Origin of the sequence: Shewanella sp. GD04112 (assembly GCF_029835735.1) — a bacterium.
Classification (GTDB): Bacteria; Pseudomonadota; Gammaproteobacteria; order Enterobacterales; family Shewanellaceae; genus Shewanella.
Map to the genome: position 1 here is coordinate 2,584,333 of NZ_JAOEAL010000001.1, position 20,191 is coordinate 2,604,523.

The 20,191-nt window shown below is 45.9% G+C and carries 17 protein-coding genes and 5 tRNA genes; 18 read left to right on the top strand and 4 right to left on the bottom strand.

Going from position 1 to position 20,191, the window contains the following annotated elements:
• Positions 1–27 precede the first annotated feature (27 nt).
• The 17 genes from N7386_RS11515 to N7386_RS11595 all read left to right on the top strand — a co-directional run bounded on the left by N7386_RS11515 (position 28) and on the right by N7386_RS11595 (position 15,621).
• A tRNA-Asn gene (locus N7386_RS11515) sits at positions 28–103 on the top strand.
• Positions 104–150: 47 nt separating this feature from the next.
• Positions 151–226 (top strand) — tRNA-Asn (locus N7386_RS11520).
• A 31-nt stretch (positions 227–257) separates the two neighbouring features.
• Positions 258–333 (top strand) — tRNA-Asn (locus N7386_RS11525).
• Positions 334–379: 46 nt separating this feature from the next.
• Positions 380–455 (top strand) — tRNA-Asn (locus N7386_RS11530).
• 46 nt (positions 456–501) lie between these two features.
• Positions 502–577 (top strand) — tRNA-Asn (locus N7386_RS11535).
• A gap of 208 nt (positions 578–785) precedes the next feature.
• Positions 786–2,690 (top strand): GGDEF domain-containing protein, encoded by a 1,905-nt coding sequence (locus N7386_RS11540; protein ID WP_264888129.1) that lies wholly within the window; start codon positions 786–788, stop codon positions 2,688–2,690.
• A gap of 125 nt (positions 2,691–2,815) precedes the next feature.
• Positions 2,816–3,394: an electron transport complex subunit RsxA gene (gene rsxA / locus N7386_RS11545; protein ID WP_011717121.1), complete on the top strand. Its 579-nt coding sequence runs from the start codon at positions 2,816–2,818 to the stop codon at positions 3,392–3,394.
• On the top strand, positions 3,395–3,976 hold the full coding sequence (gene rsxB / locus N7386_RS11550; protein WP_011717122.1) for an electron transport complex subunit RsxB: 582 nt from the start codon (positions 3,395–3,397) through the stop codon (positions 3,974–3,976).
• Positions 3,977–3,979: 3 nt separating this feature from the next.
• Positions 3,980–6,580 carry an electron transport complex subunit RsxC gene (rsxC, locus tag N7386_RS11555; RefSeq protein WP_264888134.1) on the top strand — a complete coding sequence of 867 codons (2,601 nt, stop codon included), beginning with the start codon at positions 3,980–3,982 and terminating at the stop codon, positions 6,578–6,580.
• 80 nt (positions 6,581–6,660) lie between these two features.
• Positions 6,661–7,710: an electron transport complex subunit RsxD gene (gene rsxD, locus N7386_RS11560; RefSeq protein ID WP_011622830.1), complete on the top strand. Its 1,050-nt coding sequence runs from the start codon at positions 6,661–6,663 to the stop codon at positions 7,708–7,710.
• Positions 7,711–7,763: 53 nt separating this feature from the next.
• The gene (gene rsxG / locus N7386_RS11565) at positions 7,764–8,402 is read left to right on the top strand and encodes an electron transport complex subunit RsxG (RefSeq protein WP_083757899.1); all 639 of its coding nucleotides are present in this window, start codon (positions 7,764–7,766) and stop codon (positions 8,400–8,402) included.
• Complete coding sequence (locus N7386_RS11570) at positions 8,395–9,093, top strand: electron transport complex subunit E (protein WP_011622832.1); 699 nt, start codon at positions 8,395–8,397, stop codon at positions 9,091–9,093. Before rsxG ends, N7386_RS11570 begins: the two co-directional genes overlap by 8 nt.
• Before the next feature lie 66 nt (positions 9,094–9,159).
• Positions 9,160–9,795: an endonuclease III gene (gene nth / locus N7386_RS11575; RefSeq protein WP_279768595.1), complete on the top strand. Its 636-nt coding sequence runs from the start codon at positions 9,160–9,162 to the stop codon at positions 9,793–9,795.
• Positions 9,796–10,103: 308 nt separating this feature from the next.
• Positions 10,104–11,231 (top strand): site-specific integrase, encoded by a 1,128-nt coding sequence (locus N7386_RS11580; RefSeq protein ID WP_279768596.1) that lies wholly within the window; start codon positions 10,104–10,106, stop codon positions 11,229–11,231.
• A complete protein-coding gene (locus tag N7386_RS11585; protein WP_279768598.1) occupies positions 11,228–12,874 on the top strand; it encodes a hypothetical protein in 1,647 nt (548 codons plus the stop codon). Before N7386_RS11580 ends, N7386_RS11585 begins: the two co-directional genes overlap by 4 nt.
• The gene (locus tag N7386_RS11590; protein ID WP_041412642.1) at positions 12,871–15,189 is read left to right on the top strand and encodes a hypothetical protein; all 2,319 of its coding nucleotides are present in this window, start codon (positions 12,871–12,873) and stop codon (positions 15,187–15,189) included. The genes N7386_RS11585 and N7386_RS11590 overlap by 4 nt, the downstream gene beginning before the upstream one ends.
• Before the next feature lie 9 nt (positions 15,190–15,198).
• The gene (locus tag N7386_RS11595; protein WP_011717131.1) at positions 15,199–15,621 is read left to right on the top strand and encodes a hypothetical protein; all 423 of its coding nucleotides are present in this window, start codon (positions 15,199–15,201) and stop codon (positions 15,619–15,621) included.
• 229 nt (positions 15,622–15,850) lie between these two features.
• Here the strand turns inward: N7386_RS11595 and N7386_RS11600 are convergent, their stop codons facing one another.
• Positions 15,851–16,756: a hypothetical protein gene (locus N7386_RS11600; protein ID WP_011717132.1), complete on the bottom strand. Its 906-nt coding sequence runs from the start codon at positions 16,754–16,756 to the stop codon at positions 15,851–15,853.
• Between the two features lie 145 nt (positions 16,757–16,901).
• Positions 16,902–17,198, bottom strand: coding sequence for a hypothetical protein (locus N7386_RS11605; RefSeq protein ID WP_041412643.1), 297 nt, complete (start codon positions 17,196–17,198; stop codon positions 16,902–16,904).
• Positions 17,199–17,498: 300 nt separating this feature from the next.
• Here N7386_RS11605 and N7386_RS11610 point away from each other — a divergent pair.
• A protein-coding gene (locus N7386_RS11610) for an IS3-like element ISSpu6 family transposase (RefSeq protein WP_086937296.1) occupies positions 17,499–19,054 on the top strand; the annotation gives its coding sequence in 2 pieces (ribosomal slippage) (positions 17,499–17,961 and positions 17,961–19,054; 1,557 coding nt in all).
• Here the strand turns inward: N7386_RS11610 and N7386_RS11615 are convergent.
• Together N7386_RS11615 and N7386_RS11620 are read right to left on the bottom strand one after the other, a co-directional pair.
• Positions 19,051–19,257: a hypothetical protein gene (locus tag N7386_RS11615; RefSeq protein WP_279768602.1), complete on the bottom strand. Its 207-nt coding sequence runs from the start codon at positions 19,255–19,257 to the stop codon at positions 19,051–19,053. The genes N7386_RS11610 and N7386_RS11615 overlap by 4 nt on opposite strands.
• 112 nt (positions 19,258–19,369) lie before the next feature.
• Positions 19,370–20,158 (bottom strand): HNH endonuclease, encoded by a 789-nt coding sequence (locus N7386_RS11620; protein WP_041412644.1) that lies wholly within the window; start codon positions 20,156–20,158, stop codon positions 19,370–19,372.
• Positions 20,159–20,191: the final 33 nt, after the last annotated feature.

Here is a 20,191-nt window from a genome sequence, read left to right on the forward strand (position 1 = left end):
ACGAGTCATCGAGACGAGAGAAACGATTCCCCTGTAGTTCAGTCGGTAGAACGGCGGACTGTTAATCCGTATGTCACTGGTTCAAGTCCAGTCAGGGGAGCCAAATTTCAATCTCGATAAAAGTGAGGATACAGTTAGGTAACTAACGATTCCCCTGTAGTTCAGTCGGTAGAACGGCGGACTGTTAATCCGTATGTCACTGGTTCAAGTCCAGTCAGGGGAGCCACTTAATTATCAAGCTGTTGCGTTAAAACGATTCCCCTGTAGTTCAGTCGGTAGAACGGCGGACTGTTAATCCGTATGTCACTGGTTCAAGTCCAGTCAGGGGAGCCACTAACGCAAGACAAGTTAAAGTCGATAGCAATATCGCATCATCTACTCCCCTGTAGTTCAGTCGGTAGAACGGCGGACTGTTAATCCGTATGTCACTGGTTCAAGTCCAGTCAGGGGAGCCACTTTCAAGATGATATCTTAAGTCGATAGCAATATCGCACCCTCTACTCCCCTGTAGTTCAGTCGGTAGAACGGCGGACTGTTAATCCGTATGTCACTGGTTCAAGTCCAGTCAGGGGAGCCACTTTCTTGCGATTCCATCCAATCTTCTAAGCTTCGATAACTCGTCATCTAGGCGTGTGTTTTCATTTCTGTTTTACGCCAAATACGGTTACACTGTAAGCAGTTTGTTAACCAAAATTCCGAGTATCATCACGCAGATAGGGATATTGACTGAGCACTCTCTTAATATTCTGTCCGCAAATACTTCACCACATTGAGAGCGGGTTTTTATGGCGATGTCTAAATCATATCCCATCTTTTTATTGCTGATTTTTTTAGGGCTGTTTGGTTGGATTTATCACAACGAAAATAATCAGCTCCAGGTGCAGCAACAGCAAGAGCTTAATAACTTTAAACAGTACATGGGTAACTTTACCCAATGGCAAGGCAATGGCGCCGAGCTTTACCAAAGTATTGCCAGTCATTATCCGCTGCAATTTTTCCAATATGTCGATGATACCGACGGACAACTTAATTTTACTCAGGGCGATCTCAACTCCCAAAGCCCTCACCCGCTAGCCGGATTGTTTGCCTTAGATTTATCCCATACGCAAAAACTGGCTGCGGGGCGTTTACAAGTTAAGTTAAGTGCCGATCAAGCGATTGAAAATGCGATCACTAGTACCCAGCAATTGGGATTGGTATTGGTGCTGACCTATATCCTGTTGATGGTTGTTTTTATCCTGCTTATCAACAAATTAAAATCAGCTATCCGTTATGCGGCAGAGTATATTTCCCATATTCCTGACATGAATTTTTCTGCCATTGAATCTTCGAAGCTGAACGGTGAAATGGCGCCAGTGAAATTAGCCTTAGAAGACTGCCGAACTCAGCTCAAATCTAAACTGGATTTACTGACCCAAGAAAATCAAAAATTACATAAAGCCGCCTATCAAGATCCTGTGACTGGTTTTGGCAGTCGCCCACCTTTTACCACTAAATTAGAAAGCATCAGTAACCGCAGCATCCCACAACTCGGGCTGTTAGCCATGGTCAAAGCGACTGAGCTTTCCCATGTGAACCAATTGCAAGGCCGCTCTGCGGGTGATGATTATCTTGCGAGTGTTGCCAATTGCATTCGTAAGGCTTGTTCAAAATATCCCGATTCTGAGTGTTACCGTGTCTCCAGTGCAGATTTTGCGATTTTTTTACCTGACTTAGTGTTAAAAGACGGCCCTAAGTTTTTAGAACAACTTAAAGTGTTCCTCGATGAATACCAGCAGATGACCAGAGCCGAATCGGTGGCGCACATTGGCTTAGTACCTTATCAACAGGGGACCGATCCCGTTAATTTGCTCTCCTTAGCGGACACCGCCGTCAGTATTGCGCAAACCTTAGGTCCCAATAGTTTCCATATTCAAGAGAAACTCAACGGCGACGAGCAGTTTGGGGATGACCGTTGGAAAGTGGCAATCAATGATTTAATCACCCGCCAAGCGTTGAAGTTTTTCCAACAGCCGATTCAACCTTGCCGCAATGATGTCGAGGTCTATCGCGAACTACTCGCACGTTTTTACAACAACGAAGGCAAGTTTTTACCCACCACTACAGTCATCGCCATGGCCGAACGCCACGGCATGAGCACCGAATTAGATAAATTAGTGGTGATCAGCACATTAAGAATGCTTAAAGAAAATCCGACCATTAGCGGCAACTTTGGCGTCAATATCAGCGCCTTTTCGGCCCATCAAGAATTGTTTGTTGGCTGGTTAAGGGATGTGTTGAGTAAGCATAAATACATCGCTTCTCGCCTAGTGTTTGAGATCAACGAATCCGGTATGCAGGCCAATTTAGGCGCCAGCTATAAGTTTGTTCGAGAAGTCCATAGTGTCGGTTCACGGGTCTCAATTGAGCGCTTTGGAATGAGCTTTACCTCCTTCAAATTCTTCAGTGAAGTGCGTCCAGACTACATTAAGCTCGATGGCAGCTACACCTCATCAATCGATGAAGACAGCAATAATAAGTTCTTCGTACGGATGATGGTCGATGTGGCACGACGCATCGGCATTCGAGTAATCGCCACCAGTGTCGAGCGCCAAGAGGAAAAACTGACCCTCGAAAAACTCCTCGTCGATGGTTTGCAGGGCTATTATATTGCCCAGCCACAGGCCATTACCTTAACTGACCAAATTTAAGCCAGCACAGGGTTAATGGAGCGCGCAAATTTACAGTAAAGATAGTTAACCCTGCATTCTATATGTTGTTTATGCAAACGGAAAAGTCGATAATACGGCCAAGATCCGTTTAGACAAGTATTGAGATGAGTGAATATCTCCTGTTGTTGATCAGCACCGTACTGGTCAACAATTTCGTATTAGTGAAATTCTTAGGTTTATGTCCTTTTATGGGGGTCTCCAGTAAATTGGAGTCCGCTATTGGCATGTCCATGGCGACCACCTTCGTGTTGACCTTGGCATCCATTCTCAGTTACCTCGTCAACCAATATCTATTATTGCCTTTTGACCTCAGCTACTTGCGTACCATGAGCTTTATTCTGGTCATTGCCGTGGTGGTGCAATTTACTGAGATGGTGGTGCAAAAAACCAGTGCCTCCCTACACCGAGCGCTCGGGATCTATCTGCCATTGATCACCACTAACTGTGCCGTACTGGGTGTGGCCCTGTTAAACGTGAACGAGAAACACGATTTTATTCAGTCAGCTATCTATGGTTTTGGGGCTGCAGTAGGTTTTTCCTTAGTGTTAATTCTGTTTTCCGCGATGCGCGAACGTTTAGCGGCCGCTGATGTGCCCATGCCGTTTAAGGGCGGCGCTATCGCCATGATCACCGCAGGCTTAATGTCTTTAGCCTTTATGGGATTCACAGGATTGGTTAAATAGATGTCCACCATGTTAATTGCCGTTATCTTACTGACCCTATTGGCATTGTTCTTTGGGGTATTACTCGGGTTTGCCGCCTTAAAATTTAAGGTTGAAGGCAATCCCATTGTCGATGAACTCGAAGCTATCCTGCCACAAACCCAATGCGGTCAATGTGGTTATCCCGGTTGCCGCCCCTACGCAGAAGCCATTGCCAATGGCGATAAAGTCAACAAGTGTCCTCCCGGCGGCACTGCGACCATGGAAAAACTTGCCAACTTAATGGGTGTCGAGCCAGAGCCGCTCAATGCAGAGGCTCAGTCCCAAGTCAAAAAAGTCGCCTACATTCGCGAAGATGAATGTATCGGCTGCACTAAGTGTATTCAGGCCTGCCCTGTCGACGCCATTATCGGTGCGGGCAAACTCATGCATACCGTGCTCACCGCCGACTGCACAGGCTGCGATCTCTGCGTCGAGCCCTGCCCCGTTGACTGTATCGATATGATCCCTGTGGGCCAAAATCTAAAAAACTGGAACTGGCGCTTAAACGCCATTCCCGTGACTCTTATCCAAGAGACCCCGCACGAAGAAAAGAGAGGATAAGCGGTGCTGACTTTATTAGATCAATTAGATAAAGGAACCCTTTGGCGCTCACCCGGTGGCATTCATCCGCCTGAAGTCAAATTCCTCTCCAACTCCACACCGATTAGCCAACTGCCATTAGCGCAGGAATACCTTGTACCTGTGCCACAGGTTGGCGAAAACTGCACTCTTGCAGTCAAAGTGGGTGACAAAGTATTAAAAGGCGCGCCATTAACTCAAGGCACCTCAATTTGGCATTTACCCGTGCATGCGCCAACCTCTGGTACTGTAATCGCCATTGAGCCAAGAGCCAGCAATCACGCCTCGGCCTTACCAGTAAATACCTGCGTGATTGCCGCCGATGGTGAAGACCGCTGGTGCGAGTTAACGCCAGGCTCAATTGAGCTCAGCAATCATGAGATGATTGCCAAAATCCATGGCGCGGGCATTGCCGGTATGGGGGGCGCCGCCTTCCCAAGCCATATCAAGCTGAATCCCGTCAGTGAAATCGAATTAGTGATTATCAACGGCGTAGAGTGTGAGCCTTATATCAGCGCCGACGATCGCTTAATGCGCGAATACAGCCAAGACATTCTGGCGGGTATTGGGATTATCCATCGCCTCCTAGCGCCCAAGCGCATTGTGATAGCGATTGAAGACAACAAACCCGAAGCCATCAAAGCCATGCAACAGGCGGTGAGCCAATCCACGCTCCCTGCGGGCAGCACGCGGGTAACGGCTATCCCAACAAAGTATCCTTCTGGCGGTGAAAAGCAGCTTATTCAGATCATCACGGGGCGTGAAGTGCCCTCGGGCGCTATCCCCGCTAAGCTTGGCATTGTCGTGCATAACGTGGGAACCGCGTTTGCGATTCATCAAGCCGTGACCCAAGGTAAACCACTGATTGAACGAGTGGTGACAGTTACTGGCCAAAATGTGGGTAAGCCCGGCAACTATTGGTTACCCATAGGCACGCCCGTTGAGCATGTGCTCAAACACACAGAATTTAACGCCGAAGCCGATCAAAAAGTGATTATTGGCGGTCCTATGATGGGCCATGCGTTACCAACCATCCAAGTGCCGATTTTAAAAGGCACAAACTGTATTTTGGTGCCCAGCAGTCAAGAGATTGGAACCACGCCAGAGGAAAAGGCCTGTATCCGCTGCGGCGAATGTGCCAATGCCTGCCCTGCACTTCTGCTACCACAGCAACTGTTTTGGCATGCAAAAGCGGAAGAGTATGACAAGGCGGCCAGCTACAACCTTAAGGACTGTATCGAATGCGGTTGCTGTAGTTACGTGTGCCCCAGTGATATCCCACTGGTGGAATACTACCGCATCGCTAAGTCGGCATTAAAACAAGCCGCCGATGAAAAACATCAAGCCGAGCGCGCCAAACTACGTTTCGAGGCACGTATTCAACGCCTCGAGGAAGAAAAACTCGCCCGCGAAGCCAAGGCTAAAGAAGCCGCTGCGCGTCGCCAAGCGACCATGACCTCAACGGATAAAAATGCCGTCGCCGAAGCCATGGCGCGGATTGCGGCCAAAAAAGCGGCTGCGGCAGAAACCACAGCAGATAACACGCCGGTCGAGGTCGTTGCGGCTGATGCAAGCAGCACTGAGGCGCCTAAGGGTAAGGCGGCCGTTGCCGCCGCGATTGCCCGCGCTAAAGCCAAGAAAGCCGCTGCTGCGGCTCAAAGTGCGGATGATGCCGAATCATCTAAGCAATCAGTCTCTTCTGAACAAACAGTATCTTCTGAGCAAAACGAGCCAACTGAGCAGACTGAGACACTATCGCAAAAAGATAAAGTCGCCGCTGCCATCGCTCGCGCCAAAGCGAAAAAAGCGGCGTTGAAGGCCAATTCGGATGCCAATGACGACACTGACGCCGCGACTGGCAACACAGATAAGTCAGCAACAGAAACAACGGCTAACGCAGAAGCGGATGACAAAAAAGCCAAGGTCGCTGCAGCTGTTGCCCGTGCGAAAGCCAAAAAGGCCGCCATGCAGCAGGCTGAATCGACTGAGGTTGTTGACGAGCAGCCCAAGCTATCTGCAGACGCTCAGCCAGAATCAAAGTCAGGCTCAATTCCAAGTGCGCCACTCAGTCCCGAAGATGAGAAGAAAGCCAAGGTCGCTGCTGCCGTTGCCCGCGCAAAAGCAAAGAAAGCCGCCGCACAGCAAGCTGAATTGACTGAGGTTGCCGAAGTTCAGCCCAAGCTAGCAGCAGAGGCTAAGCCGGAATCAGACTCTCAATCAGGAAATGAATCAAGCTCAGTCGCTGAACCAAGTGCGCCACTCAGCCCTGAAGATGAGAAAAAGGCCAAAGTCGCAGCTGCCGTTGCCCGCGCAAAAGCAAAGAAAGCCGCCGCACAGCAAGCTGAATTGACTGAGGTTGCCGAAGTTCAGCCCAAGCTAGCAGCAGAGGCTAAGCCGGAATCAGACGTTGAGTCAGGTTCTGAATCAGACTCTCAATCAGGAAATGAATCAAGCTCAGTCGCTGAACCAAACGCACCACTCAGCCCTGAAGATGAGAAAAAGGCCAAGATCGCTGCGGCCGTTGCCCGCGCGAAAGCCAAAAAAGCGGCCAGAGAAGCGAATGCGATCAGCGACGCAAATGAATAGCACTGCGGGTTTTAACCTCATTGCTTTAAAAATGATTAGCTTAAAAATCAGTGACTCAAGATTAGATAAAAGGGATCACAATGGCGTTTAAAATAGCCTCATCACCCCATGTTACCCGTAACTTGCATACATCAACGGTTATGCAAAGGGTCATTTTATGCTTGTTACCCGGCCTTGTGGTGCAATGCGCTTTTTTCGGCTGGGGCACACTTATTCAAGTGTTACTGGCAATTATCGTTGCCCTAAGCTGTGAAGCCGCGGTGATGAAACTGCGTAACCGCAGCATCAAAGCGAGCTTAAGCGATAACAGCGCGATGCTGACGGCGATCTTAATCGGGGTTGCAATCCCGCCGCTGGCACCTTGGTGGATGATCGTTATGGGCACAGTGTTTGCGATTGTTATCGTCAAACACCTCTACGGTGGCCTAGGCCATAACCTGTTCAACCCCGCGATGGCCGCCTATGTGTTACTGCTGGTTTCCTTCCCTGTGCAGATGACCAGTTGGATTGCGCCAAGTACAGTTGCGCTCAATACCCCAAGTGTGATCGATAGTTTGCAATTGATCTTCAATGTCGGCGCCCATGGTGGCATGGAGCAATTCCGCCTCGGTATCGATGGGATCAGTATGGCGACACCGCTCGATACCCTCAAAACCGATCTGTCCTTAGGGCTCACCACCACTGAGAGTATGGCTAAAAGCATATTCGATGGCGGCACTGGCGTTGGTTGGTTTTGGGTCAATTTGGCTTATCTTGCTGGCGGTTTAGTGCTACTTAAATTAAAAGCCATCCGTTGGCATATCAGCACCGGCGTATTGGCGGGATTATTTGTGGCATCGAGCATTGGCTTTTTACTGTCGCCCGATACTCAGGCAAGCCCACTGTTCCATTTATTCTCGGGCGCGACCATGCTCGCCGCCTTCTTTATTGCGACCGATCCTGTCACCGCGGCGACCAGTCCGCGCGGCCGTTTGATTTTCGGCGCATTAATTGGCGTCTTGGTCTATGTCATTCGTACCCAAGGTGGCTACCCCGATGCCTTCGCCTTTGCCGTGCTGCTCGCAAACCTGTGCGCGCCATTTATTGACTACTATGTGCGTCCGCGTACCTATGGCCATTCAGCGCCCTAGGCCTGTGGCAAAAGAATCAAGCATGCTTGAACAAAGATTCTTGAGGAATAAAAGTGAATAATCCAATGATTAAAAATGGTCTGTTACTTGCGCTATTTGCCCTGCTCTGCACGGGCTTAGTCGCAGTGGTCAATCAACAGACCTTAGACAAAATTAAGCAGCAAGAGCAGCAGGAATTGATGCGCGTACTGCATCAGCTGATCCCTGATGAGCTCCATGACAATGAGCTAACCGCGCAATGTACCCTGTTGCAGGATAAAGAGGCGCTCGGCACCGAAGATGCCATGCCCGCCTATATCGCTACCGCTGCTGGTAAACCCGTTGCTATCGCCCTAGAAGCCATCGCCCCCGATGGTTACAACGGCAATATTAAGCTGATTGTGGGCATCAATACCCAAGGTGAAGTATTAGGCGTGCGCACACTTGCCCACCAAGAAACCCCAGGCCTTGGGGATAAAATCGATTTACGTAAATCCGACTGGGTGACCCAATTCGTCGGTAAAGTGCTTAAATCAGAAGATGATAAGCAATGGCAAGTGCAAAAAGACGGGGGTGATTTCGACCAATTTACCGGCGCGACAATCACACCACGCGCCTATGTGAAAGCGGTTAAACGCGCCGTATGGTACTTTACTCAGCATCAAGCAGAGATTTTCAGCCAACCTCTGAATTGTGAGGCCAACCATGACTAATTATCGCGAAATTGCCTGGCAAGGACTGTGGAAAAACAACCCTGGCTTAGTGCAATTACTGGGCTTGTGCCCACTGTTAGCCGTAACGGCCACCCTCACCAACGCCCTCGGGCTTGGGGTCGCCACTATGTTGGTGCTGATAGGCTCAAACATTTTAGTCTCGTTGGTACGTGACTATGTGCCTAAGGAAATCCGTATCCCCGTGTTTGTGATGATCATTGCCGCGCTGGTGACGGCGGTGCAACTGCTGATCAACGCCTACGCCTATGGTCTGTATTTGTCCTTAGGGATCTTCTTGCCGCTGATTGTGACCAACTGCATTATCATTGGCCGCGCAGAAGCGTTTGCCTCCCGTAATAATGCCTTTAGCGCCGCCTTCGATGGACTGATGATGGGGCTTGGCTTTACCTTAGTCTTAGCGGTTCTTGGCGCCACGCGCGAAATTCTCGGCCAAGGCACCCTGTTTGATGGCGCCGACCAACTGCTCGGCCCATGGGCTAAAGCCTTAACGATTCAGGTATGGCAAGTCGATACCCCCTTCCTGCTGGCGATGTTACCACCCGGCGCCTTTATTGTGATGGGCCTACTTATCGCCCTGAAAAACGTTATCGATAAAAAGCTTAAAGAGCGTCAACCCGAAGCGGCTGTACAACCAAGTGTAACTCGGGCACGGATCACCAAAGTGAGTTAAGCCCTTATTGAGATAACAGCTTAAGCAGTGGGTTTAGCGTTAAACCCACTGCTTACAAGGATCACTATGAATCAAGAAAAACGCATCCAAATCCTCACCCGCCTTCGTGAAAACAATCCCAAACCCGAAACCGAGCTGAATTTCTCAAGTCCTTTTGAATTGTTGGTGGCGGTGACTTTATCGGCGCAGGCGACCGATGTGAGCGTGAATAAGGCGACCGATAAACTGTTTCCAGTCGCCAATACCGCCCACAGCATTTATGCCTTAGGCGTGGATGGATTAAAGGAATATATCAAGACCATTGGCCTGTATAACAACAAGGCCATCAATGTGATTAAAGCCTGTGAGATCTTGATTGAAAAATACAATGGCGAAGTCCCAGAGGACAGAGAAGCGCTAGAATCGCTTCCTGGTGTCGGCCGTAAAACCGCTAACGTGGTGCTCAATACCGCCTTTGGCTGGCCGACCATCGCCGTCGACACCCATATCTTTCGCATGGCAAACCGCACTAAATTCGCCCCCGGTAAAAACGTGGTCGAAGTCGAGGAGCGCATGTTAAAAGTTGTTCCCGCCGAATTTAAAGTCGATGTGCATCACTGGTTTATTCTGCATGGCCGCTATACCTGTCTGGCCCGCAAACCCCGCTGTGGCAGCTGCATTATTGAGGACCTTTGCGAATACTCCCCACTAAAAGAAAAGTAAAGAATCAGACTTAGTTTGTATAACAGTTTCCTTAGTAAATCTGTTTTTTATCTTTACAAAAAGCTAAAGACCTACCATAGTGTATTTATGTGTAAGCGATATTGAATTATGTAATGAATAATTTGAGGGATAATGTTCAGGTTAGGATATATAAGGATATAAAAGGCGCTTCGTTTCCAGTCGTAGTTAGGAACGGCTTCCTCCCATGCTGCTTGTACCTGAATGCTTACCTAAACGGCAATCATAACTCCCCACTTTCCAATGCGAGATCACACACCTCAAAACAGTCAGCGTCATTCTACACTCGAATGAAATATGCCTATGAGTTGAAGTTTTTATATTGCTTCTTCATGGAGAACGGTATTGACCTTGTTGAGCGTGTAGCATGTGGATCGTTTTTATCGATCGAGGAAATTGATGACTACATTCGTGCATGTAAATTCTATGTGGACACAAAAGACGATAACAAAGACAGCACGGTAGTCAGCCTGACTGATAAAAGGATCAGAGATGCGATACATGCGACATCCATCAGTCAACCAGAAGTGTCAGTGCATACGTTTAATCAACGCCTCAATCGACTGAAAGCCTACATTGAATTCCTATATGTGTGCCATCACTACGATAGAGCTGAAACTGATCAGCAAATCAGTACGGATGCTCAATTTAATAAATTTAAACTCTACATAAGCTCGGTGATATCTCACTCTAGAAAAGACAACACGGTTGTTAAAGATCCCTTTGAATCCGTGATTTCAGCGAATAAGTTCTTTGATTTATTAGAAATTATTAAAGAGCGCTCGCCAAATAACCCATTCAAGTCGAGCAAGCTTCGAAATCAAATCATCGCCCAAATATTGATTGATACTGGCGTTCGTGTGGGTGCTGTATTGAAATTGAAGGTGAGTGATTTAGTGGATGATTGGGGCAACCCTCGATTCCGACTAACCCGAACACCTAACGACCCTACGGACATAAGGCGGCTTCCCGCCGCGAATAAAACAAAAGCACTCTCAGTTTCCATCTCTCGTGACTTGATGAAACTCATTAAGCTCTACATTGAAACCGTGCGCCAAAGTACCCCAAACGCTCATAAGCATGACTTTGTCTTCATTTCGGAGAAAGGAAAATCCATAGGAAAGCCAATCTCTTACAACGCCATTCACAAAGTCATAAAGACCTTTGGGGACGCGATTGGAATAGCACTGCACCCCCATTTACTTCGTCATAAATGGAATGAAATCTTTGAAGATAAAGCAAAAGAGAAAGGATTTTCACCAGATAAAATTGAAGACCTTCGCAAATATGCGATGGGTTGGGTGGAAAATTCAAAAATGGCCTCCGTCTACAACGAATTCCAATTAGCCGTAACGGTGGCGGAAATCTCATCGAAAAACCAGAGCCAATCCGTGCCTAACCTGAGAGGTGACCAATGAACATCCTTGAATTAAATGATTTAATTAATCGTTTTGAAGGAACAAGTACCTTTCAGTCAAAAATGGAGGGCTATGATTTCGAGCTCTTTTCAGATGAGTGGATGCTCGGTTACAAGAAAACCCTTTACCTTGGCTGGATGCACACGTTAGACAGCAACGTTTTTCTCGATTTGCGACTGGCTATCGCTCACGCAGCAAAACATTATGCTTATAAAAGTCTAAATGGTTTTGTCAGCACCTTAAAAACGCTTTGCCAGTATATAGAGCCCGCAACGTTTGAAGCGTGGTGGCTAACACTGACGGACTATAAAAGGCATACAAGAGATACACTATACGCATTTTGTCAGAGAAGCCATGAGTACCGTAGCTCTATCCTGACTCCGCTCTATAATCTCGTTAAGGAAGAAAACCTAGGGAGAAGCAATTTTCATAAAGGCATCCTTGATGAAAAAATAGGTGCGTACAGTGAAATCGAGCGTGATAACCTTCTAGAAGCCCTTAGAATCGAAACGCTCCATGCGCTCGAGAATGAGTTCATCACCACATCCCCTTTTATACGCCTGAGAAGTGTTCTGGCTTGTCAGTTGATGGTCGCCATCGTAAGAAGACCGATACAATTAGTGCAACTTAAATGGTGTGACCTCTTGCGAGTAGGTCAAGCGTTTACCTCACACAAGGAACATAACCGTGATTGGCAACCTCTGACACAGCATCACTTTTCTGATGTGGAGCAATTGCACTTGCGAACCTTTAAAGGAAAAGACGGAGGATTTAGACGCAATGCCGAATCACGCTCACATCGACTCGATCCAAACCTGTCTGAATTGCTACTCCAATATTACCAAGCGTATGAAACCTATCTATGTGTCTGCTTGAGCAAGTGCAATATCGCATTATCTGAGAGTGACATCAAAGCACTGATGCAACGACTGCCACTGCTTCCGGACCAAAGTTTATTTTCAGCAAAATTTGAGATGATAGAGAGCCTCTTTCGCTCTGTAAGCGACACATCCGAAGCATTTCATCTCTCTTCTGTGAGTCTTTTAAAAAATATTGCTTACCTCTTCAATAAAAAACTCGACATTAAAAGTGACCGCATCGCCCATCAGCCCCTTGTCTTTAAAAATAATCGCTGGCGCCACACCCAGTTAACCCTGGCGGCTTGGATGGGATTAAGCCCCGCACAAGTTGCCGCCATTACTGGTGTCACAGTGGCAGCTATCCTATCTTATCTTGATTTAAAAGCACCTGAACGGGTCAAAATTGACCAAGCCTTTGCGGGGAATAGTGTTATCCAGCGTTTTGATAGCATGTCTTCGAAAGAGTTACAGCAACACCATGATTTTGTGGTTAAAAGTCCTTTTGACGAAGAAATGGGGCACAAACTGAACCCCTCCAATTGTGCCAGTTGTCAGTCAAAAGGGGCCGCCCCGATGGGGTGCTATCCCTGTGATAACTTTCGACCGTTAGAAACCGCCAATCATCAACCGTATTTGGATAAAGCCGAGCGTAAACTGGCGATTAACAGTCAATCAGCGCATCCCGCCACGGTCAAACGGCTGCAAACCATCATTACTTATATCCGAGTGACAATTGCGCTGTGTGAAGAGCGAAAAATCCTGAAAGTAGGTGCGCAGATATGAGCACGATAAATCGCTACATTGATAACCAGTGTGCTTACGTGGCCAAAAAGAAAACTCAGCCATTAATGGGCTTTACTAACTCTCAGGGGGAGCCTGCGTCATGGGATGATATGGCGGTGACATTCACCGACAGTGACAGTAGAACCATCAATATTCTCTTTTGCAATCTGAATAAAAACTTTCCAAATATAGGTACGCGTTTCACAGACGATGACCGATTAGCGCCTGAAACACATGATTTATTGTTTGCCTATATGCTTGATGTATTGAAGGAAAACATAACCATAAATAGAAGGCAAGATAAAATCACGACAGCAAGATACTTCCTTTGCCGCTTGAATGAGAATGTCGCCTCTGCTTCCCTTGATAAAATTCAACACGTCATCGACTCGCTGAAATACTCTCGCCCCCTAACGAATTTCATCAACTGGCTACACCATCATAAAATGTTGCCCAAAAGCTGTCAGCCCTACATAAATACCACCACTGAAGCAGCTCGAAATAAAAGTGGTGATGATGCACTGGCGGCGGAGAAAGGCAAACTGCCTTCGGAAAAATCGCTGTTAGCGCTCGGCGCTATCTTTCATGATGTCATCCCCCCCTATCTGGATGATGACCAAAATGATATTGATGCTTGGCAACCGCTTATCGCATCGACGCAAACGCAGCGAGACAGCTTTATTTGCACCATGGCAGCGCTAGGCATGGCGTCACCTAATCGCATCGGTGCAGAGCAAGTGCTTCTGACTACACAACGCATACAGCGCCATTCGCAAGTTGTCGATGGACAAGAAAAAACAGTGCATTATCTGAACTGGCGAGGCTCAAAGGGCTTTAAGGACAATCAAAATCACATCAATGCCGAAATGGTTGAGAGTCTAGACCGAGCCTTGCACTTCACCATCCTAGCGACAGAACCTGCCAGAGCCCTGGCTCGGTTCTATCGACAGCCAAATCGCCCATTGAAAGAAGTGCTGGGTGATTTTAAGCCTAGCGATGAGAACATTGCCCTGCTAAAGCCATCCATGAACAAACCCACCCACCTTTTGCATCTTGGCTTGCTGCTAGGCTTTTTTGAAGGCAGTGACAAATGTGTGCGAGTTACCCCTGACACAAAAGGGGCAATCGACAAAACTTATAAACCGCATAATCCAAAGTTCATCAAACCCATTGCCCAACTTGAGCCGTTCGATACATTGGTATTTAAGCCTCGCTGCCCTTACGCTCGGGCGCTAACAGGATCTAATTTTGCAAAGCAATGTCAATACCAAAATTATACTGCGGGTCAACAAGCACTTACCGTGGCCGCCTTTCAAAATCACACCATCGAGATAAATCAATCTCAACTGAGTGGCTACAATAAGCAGCAAACGAAGTCTGTAGATGTAGAGCACGCCTTGTTTATGTATACAGAAAAGCAAATGGGCGGCAAGGTAACACACCCTTTTCTTTTGGTGCCGATTGGCTCGCTCAGTCGGATCTTTGCTGACGATTTAAGTAAAGCCAGTAAAAACAGGCTGACGATTTTTGAGCGACACGGCTTTGCCAGCGATTTTGTGCTCAAGCCTCACCAACTTCGCCACTGGCAAAATGATTACCTTGCGAAAAAAGGGCTACCTCACCATCTCATCACCCTGCTGTCCGGTCGAAAAAGCGCAGAGCAAACCCTGACGTATATCCATACCACAGATGCCGAGAACGCCTCGGTGATTTGGGATATCTCTTACTCTAATGAGCCAGAAAGGGACGTTAAAGAGAAAGTCAGTCTTCGTATTAGAACCATGAACCAATACAATGAGGCTATCGACAATGAAACGCCTACTTTTGTCCATGAAACAGGGTTTTGCACTCAGAACCTCGCCCTATCACCTTGCACTTACATGTCAGAGTTTGAAACACAATGTGCGCTGTGCTCATCGTCGTGCCATATCGCCCATGATAGTGAGGCAATTGCCTTGCTTATGAAGGATCTAAAAGTACAGACGCATAACTTGGAAAAGGTTCAGACTACCATCAACTTTGTCACCAGTCGAAGCATGCAGATGTGGTACAAAACCCATTATCGCAACACGTGCATGCTAAAGCACCTCATTGAAGTGCTATCCGATGACGCCATCGAAAAAGGCAGTATGGTACGTTTACTTACTCGTTCAAATAGCATAAGAATCACCAGTTTAGAGACAAAAACAGTGGCAGAACACAAGTTAGCGCTACCTGATGCCGAGCAAGCCCTTCAAGCCGCGCTTGAGGCAAAAAAAGCTAAAAGCCAAGATGCAGCCACGAATAATTTCTTAGGCTTTCTAGGTTCACTCTAGGGAGGCAATATGGCACTTAAATCACTCGAAACTGAACAGCAAATTTCCATACAAGCCCTCATTCGAAGCTGGGAAGGAAAATTAACCTGGGACTTGTTAGTCACAAAAATTGAATCCAGTTTAGGTATTGCCACCACGAGACAAACACTCGACAAGTACGCCAATATCAAGCACGAATACAAGCAAAAAAAGCAAGTTTTAAGGGGTAAGCCCGTTTCGCCTGATAATAAGGAACTGATTTCATATTTACAAAAAGACGTGGAATTAGCGGAGAAGCTGATCCAACTCGAAGCACAGCTTGCAGTAGCACACTCTGAGATAGGCAAACTTCAAGCTTTCATTCAAAAGTTATCCAGCATTAGCAAAACCAACCCAAGTGTCATGGATGTGTTTCAAAAGACCCTACGAGACGTTGAAAGTAGCACTAAGTAAACATCACATGTAGCTTTTAAATGTTTGTACATTTTATTGAACTTTAATTGGATGAGTCATCAATGAGTCAATTTGACATTGATAAAATTAGAAGTTGGACTAACGAAGAGATTAGCTCCCCTTACTTGTTAATTTCCCAGGAAGTGTAGTGGCATAGTGAATTTGGCCACTACACCGCGACACAAAAAACGATCGTGGTAGAATGAGTCGGAGTGCTACGGTTTGTATGTTACATGTTTGCATTGATGAATTTAATATATTCATCCTTTTGTTTTTTATCTGATATAGCTGCAGAAATCTGAAGTAAATTATCTTTTCGCAAAAGCTTTATTCCGACGTCAATTAAGTTCTCTATGTTTTCTATTTTTCGCCCTATAACAGAACACCATGCGGACCATTCCTTTAACTCGTTAAAACTGCCGTTATCAACGTCCAGTTCTGACAAACTTTTGAAACTATTATCTAGATCTAAAACTAATATATCTCTTAAGCTATTTTCTTCGAAAAGAAATGACAGTCCAGATAACTCTCCAACTTTTTCTTCAATGTAGTACGGACGTGGTAATTTTTTCCCTTGAATTGCCTCGAGGTAGTCAATCTCCTTTCTGCTAGCCTCTTTCTCGATACTTATAACTGAATTTCGACCACGAACCATTTTGGAAATAATCGATGTAGCCGCCTCTGGGCAACCAGATTTCCCTTTAAATAGGAGTAGAGATTTCTTATACAATGCGTCAGCACCTTGAGGCCCACTTCGAATGCTTGCGATCTTCTCTTTGTAAAAATCAAGCGATTTAAGCGTGCTTCTAATATTTTCACTGTATGTATGAAGTGCAATGTTCCTCTCAAATACTTTAGATAGCTGATCGAACTCAACATCAAAATGGCTCTTTCCACAATTATGTCCAATGTTCGTAATAGGCCCTGATTTTGTACTGACAATATATCCTCTTCCATGAGGAGTGTGGCAGTTAGATAAACCACATTTTATATAATCTTTAAATATGTACCTGCCAATAATTTGATTTAGCTGGTGCTCTTTTGGATCTAAATTCGTAGTGAAGCCTGGAAGGGTTTCAATATCTTCCCAGCTTTCAACCTTAACAAACCCTTGTTCGCTATTAAGTGTAATCATTTATAGGTCTCGATTGATATGTAACGTCTTAGTATTTATGTGCTGCGCGTTTACCTCGTTGAACCAGTGCAAACGCGCACAGTTAACTATCAGTATACAAAGAACTTTTCAGCTTTCCATTAGATGAACTAAGCTTTCCGACAGTTCAAACTAAACGGTAGTACTGAAACTTTCTTTTTGAGTTATGCTTCCAACTTTTTGCTACATCAAAGACATGTGCCGGGTAATCATCCCAAGGATCTGCTAGCTGTTTCCCACGAGCTGCACGGAGTTTAATTGGGTACCCTTTGCATTCAATTAAATGCATAAAGTAAAAGCTTTTTTCTTGTTTAGTACTAAAATATTTATGAAACCCGCTACGGATATTAGGGTATTGCCTCCATAAATATTTTGAATGTTCCTCATTTACACTCTGTACGTAGTGTGATTTTAGTTTTTTCATATACCCTCCAGGTTTACGTTACCTAGAAGGGGTCCTCTTCAAAATAGTTCATATATTCACTCTCACTTATATAAGATATAAATCAGGTCTAATCCCAATCACAGTCTGGCCCCCCAAGCTCCAAACCAATTGGACCACCTAAAGCACCTTGTAACTTTCTCTTTTTGCACCAAGCAATAGCAATTTTATCAAACACATCTGCTGGTATTTCAGCGTCCAGCCTTCCCCCCTGTGTCAGGATTGTTGTCACCCCTAAATAATCATTATGTTTAAAGACAGGGTGCGGCAAAAGAGAACGATATGGCTCGGTATTCACCAGAACGTAAAGAAGCGATCCTTAAAAAATTATTACCTCCTCACAACTTAACGGTCGCAGAGGTCGCTCGGGAAGAAGGCATCGCGGTGCAAACCTTGTATCATTGGCGAGATATTGCCAGAAAAGAAGGTCGCCCCGTGCCAGGTAAAACATTAACAGCCGATGATTGGTCGGCTGAAGCAAAACTTGCCGTGATTATTGAAACAGCGCCGCTGTCGGAAGCGGAGATAAACCAGTATTGCCGTGAAAAGGGCTTGTTCCGCGAGCAAGTACAGCAGTGGAAACAGGATTGTTTAGCTGGTTTTCAAACCTCAGAAGTACAAACTAAAACCATTAAACAGCAGGCTAAGGCTGACAAAGCCGAAATCAAATCGCTGCAACGGGAATTGCGCTATAAGGAGAAAGCGCTGGCTGAAGCTGCTGCGTTACTGGTGCTCAGAAAAAAGCTCAATGCGCTCTGGGGGGACGACAGCGAGGAGAGCTAACCCCCTTGCCTGAGCGCATAGCATTGATTGCCTTAATCCAAGAGGCCTATACCAATGGTGCTCGCCTTTATAAGGCTTGTGCTGAAACGGGCCTCAGTAAGCGTACCTATCGACGTTGGTATCGAGAAGGTCAAGTGCAAGCTGATTTAAGGCCAACAGCAGCTCGACCAGAGCCAGCAAATAAACTCGAAGAACATGAGCGACAACAGATATTAAGTGTGTGCAATCAAGCGGAGTACGCCAGCTTACCCCCGTCGCAAATTGTGCCAACATTATTAGATAACGGGATTTATATCGCCTCGGAATCCAGCTTCTACAGAGTGTTAAATGCTCATGGTCAACTTAACCATCGTGGCCGCACTCAGGCTGCGGTCAATCGAAGCAAACCGTTGAGTTATCGGGCAGATGGGCCGAATCAAGTGTGGTCATGGGACATCACTTATTTAGCCTCAATCGTCAAAGGCCAGTTCTACTATTTGTACCTGTTTGAAGATATTTACAGTAGAAAAATAGTGGGTTACGAAGTTCATGAGCAAGAAAGTGGGGAATATGCCGCTGCGCTAATCCAACGCTGTCTGTTACGCGAGCAATGCTTTAACACGCCATTAGTGCTGCATTCTGATAATGGGGCGCCGATGAAGTCACTGACCATGAAAGCCAAGCTGGAAGAGCTTGGTATTACGGCATCATTAAGTCGGCCGCGGGTGAGTAATGACAACCCCTTTTCAGAGTCGTTATTTAAAACGTTGAAATACCGCCCACAGTGGCCGGCATCAGGTTTTAGCTGCTTAGCAACAGCAAGAGAATGGGTGGAAAAGTTTGTAACCTGGTACAACGATGAGCATAAACACAGCCAGCTAAATTTTGTCTCACCAGGGCAACGTCATGCACTGCAAGATGGCGCTATTTTAGCGAAGCGCAAGAAAGTGCTTGAGGCGGCGAAGGAAAGAAAACCGATGCGTTGGTCTACAGAGATCAGAAATTGTGAAGCGGTTGGCGCTGTAACACTCAACCCAGATAAGGCACCAGAAGAAGGCGTAATAAATGCAGCTTAATATTTAAACAAAGAGTGACAACTATCTTGAAAAACACCGCTTCCGAAAAACTTACCTTCAGCATCCGACTCATAAATTATTTTGAAATCAATAGGATTGGTTATCTCAATAACAGCAGGATTGTCATTATCCTTATCGAAGGTTATTTCCTGATAAAGCCCAAACGGCTCATTATCTTGATAAACCCACTCTTTGGTACTCATATATCAATCCCCCTCAGAATTACCATTGGTCAGTTTAGTGCTTATTTATTGAGATTGTTGGATCCAATCAGTTTCAACACCTTACAATTAACGCATTGAATAATATAAAATATTATAATGCACCTATCCGTTCAAGATGCTCTGAATAGCTATGATAGTTCTTTTGCCCACTCTTTTTACGGATTCGGCCAACCCTCGAGTTATCAATTTTTTTCTGAAGGAAAACGACAATCAACTCGAAACTAGAGGCTGGTAGTAATTGCCATTTACTTCCAAACTCTCTCTTCATTGCGTTATAAATAGCCATATACTTGTAGTTGCTCTGTTTGGAAATATCCTGTTTTTGAAAATCTTTATATTTTCCAATTAGATATTCAATGTAAGAATTCATTCCTAGGACACCAGATACTGCACCTTCTGGTATTGGGTAGACAGCTTTTACTTTTTGAGACTTAATATTTACGGTTTTTGCCTGAATTGCACCAGGGCTATTTATTACAACTTGTCCAGAATTACTATGAATTACAACGTTCTGATTGTAGTTGTCAAGCAGCATCTTTGATGCAAACTCTGTGAGTGGTGATATTCCTACAACACTTTTTTGCGCATGTTCACTTTTAAATTTTTGTATTAAATCCGCCGGATATAAATCTATTTCCGAGTCAACAATCGTATGATGACGACTGCACAGCAATATCAAGTTGTCAAACGAGTTCCTTTCATCATCTGTTTGCGAGGCATCATATCGAGGACCATTTTTATTCGCAGCCTTGATGTGAGCTATCTCCCCGGTAACGGTGCCTGACGATTCAATTATTGGCGACCTGCATTCAGGAAAAGCGCATTCATTTGCAGACATCGCAAACAGTCTTTTTATAGCAGATATTTTAATAGAACCCATAATCTCCAATTCCACTTCAAACACTTATATTTA

Coding starts and splice junctions, on each gene's coding strand:
- N7386_RS11620 (WP_041412644.1), bottom strand. CDS start 20,158: ATGGGTTCTATTAAAATATCTGCTATAAAAAGACTGTTTGCGATGTCT.
- N7386_RS11590 (WP_041412642.1), top strand. CDS start 12,871: ATGAGCACGATAAATCGCTACATTGATAACCAGTGTGCTTACGTGGCC.
- N7386_RS11570 (WP_011622832.1), top strand. CDS start 8,395: ATGACTAATTATCGCGAAATTGCCTGGCAAGGACTGTGGAAAAACAAC.
- rsxB (WP_011717122.1), top strand. CDS start 3,395: ATGTCCACCATGTTAATTGCCGTTATCTTACTGACCCTATTGGCATTG.
- rsxD (WP_011622830.1), top strand. CDS start 6,661: ATGGCGTTTAAAATAGCCTCATCACCCCATGTTACCCGTAACTTGCAT.
- N7386_RS11595 (WP_011717131.1), top strand. CDS start 15,199: ATGGCACTTAAATCACTCGAAACTGAACAGCAAATTTCCATACAAGCC.
- N7386_RS11540 (WP_264888129.1), top strand. CDS start 786: ATGGCGATGTCTAAATCATATCCCATCTTTTTATTGCTGATTTTTTTA.
- N7386_RS11585 (WP_279768598.1), top strand. CDS start 11,228: ATGAACATCCTTGAATTAAATGATTTAATTAATCGTTTTGAAGGAACA.
- nth (WP_279768595.1), top strand. CDS start 9,160: ATGAATCAAGAAAAACGCATCCAAATCCTCACCCGCCTTCGTGAAAAC.
- rsxA (WP_011717121.1), top strand. CDS start 2,816: ATGAGTGAATATCTCCTGTTGTTGATCAGCACCGTACTGGTCAACAAT.
- N7386_RS11615 (WP_279768602.1), bottom strand. CDS start 19,257: ATGAGTACCAAAGAGTGGGTTTATCAAGATAATGAGCCGTTTGGGCTT.
- N7386_RS11605 (WP_041412643.1), bottom strand. CDS start 17,198: ATGAAAAAACTAAAATCACACTACGTACAGAGTGTAAATGAGGAACAT.
- N7386_RS11580 (WP_279768596.1), top strand. CDS start 10,104: ATGAAATATGCCTATGAGTTGAAGTTTTTATATTGCTTCTTCATGGAG.
- N7386_RS11600 (WP_011717132.1), bottom strand. CDS start 16,756: ATGATTACACTTAATAGCGAACAAGGGTTTGTTAAGGTTGAAAGCTGG.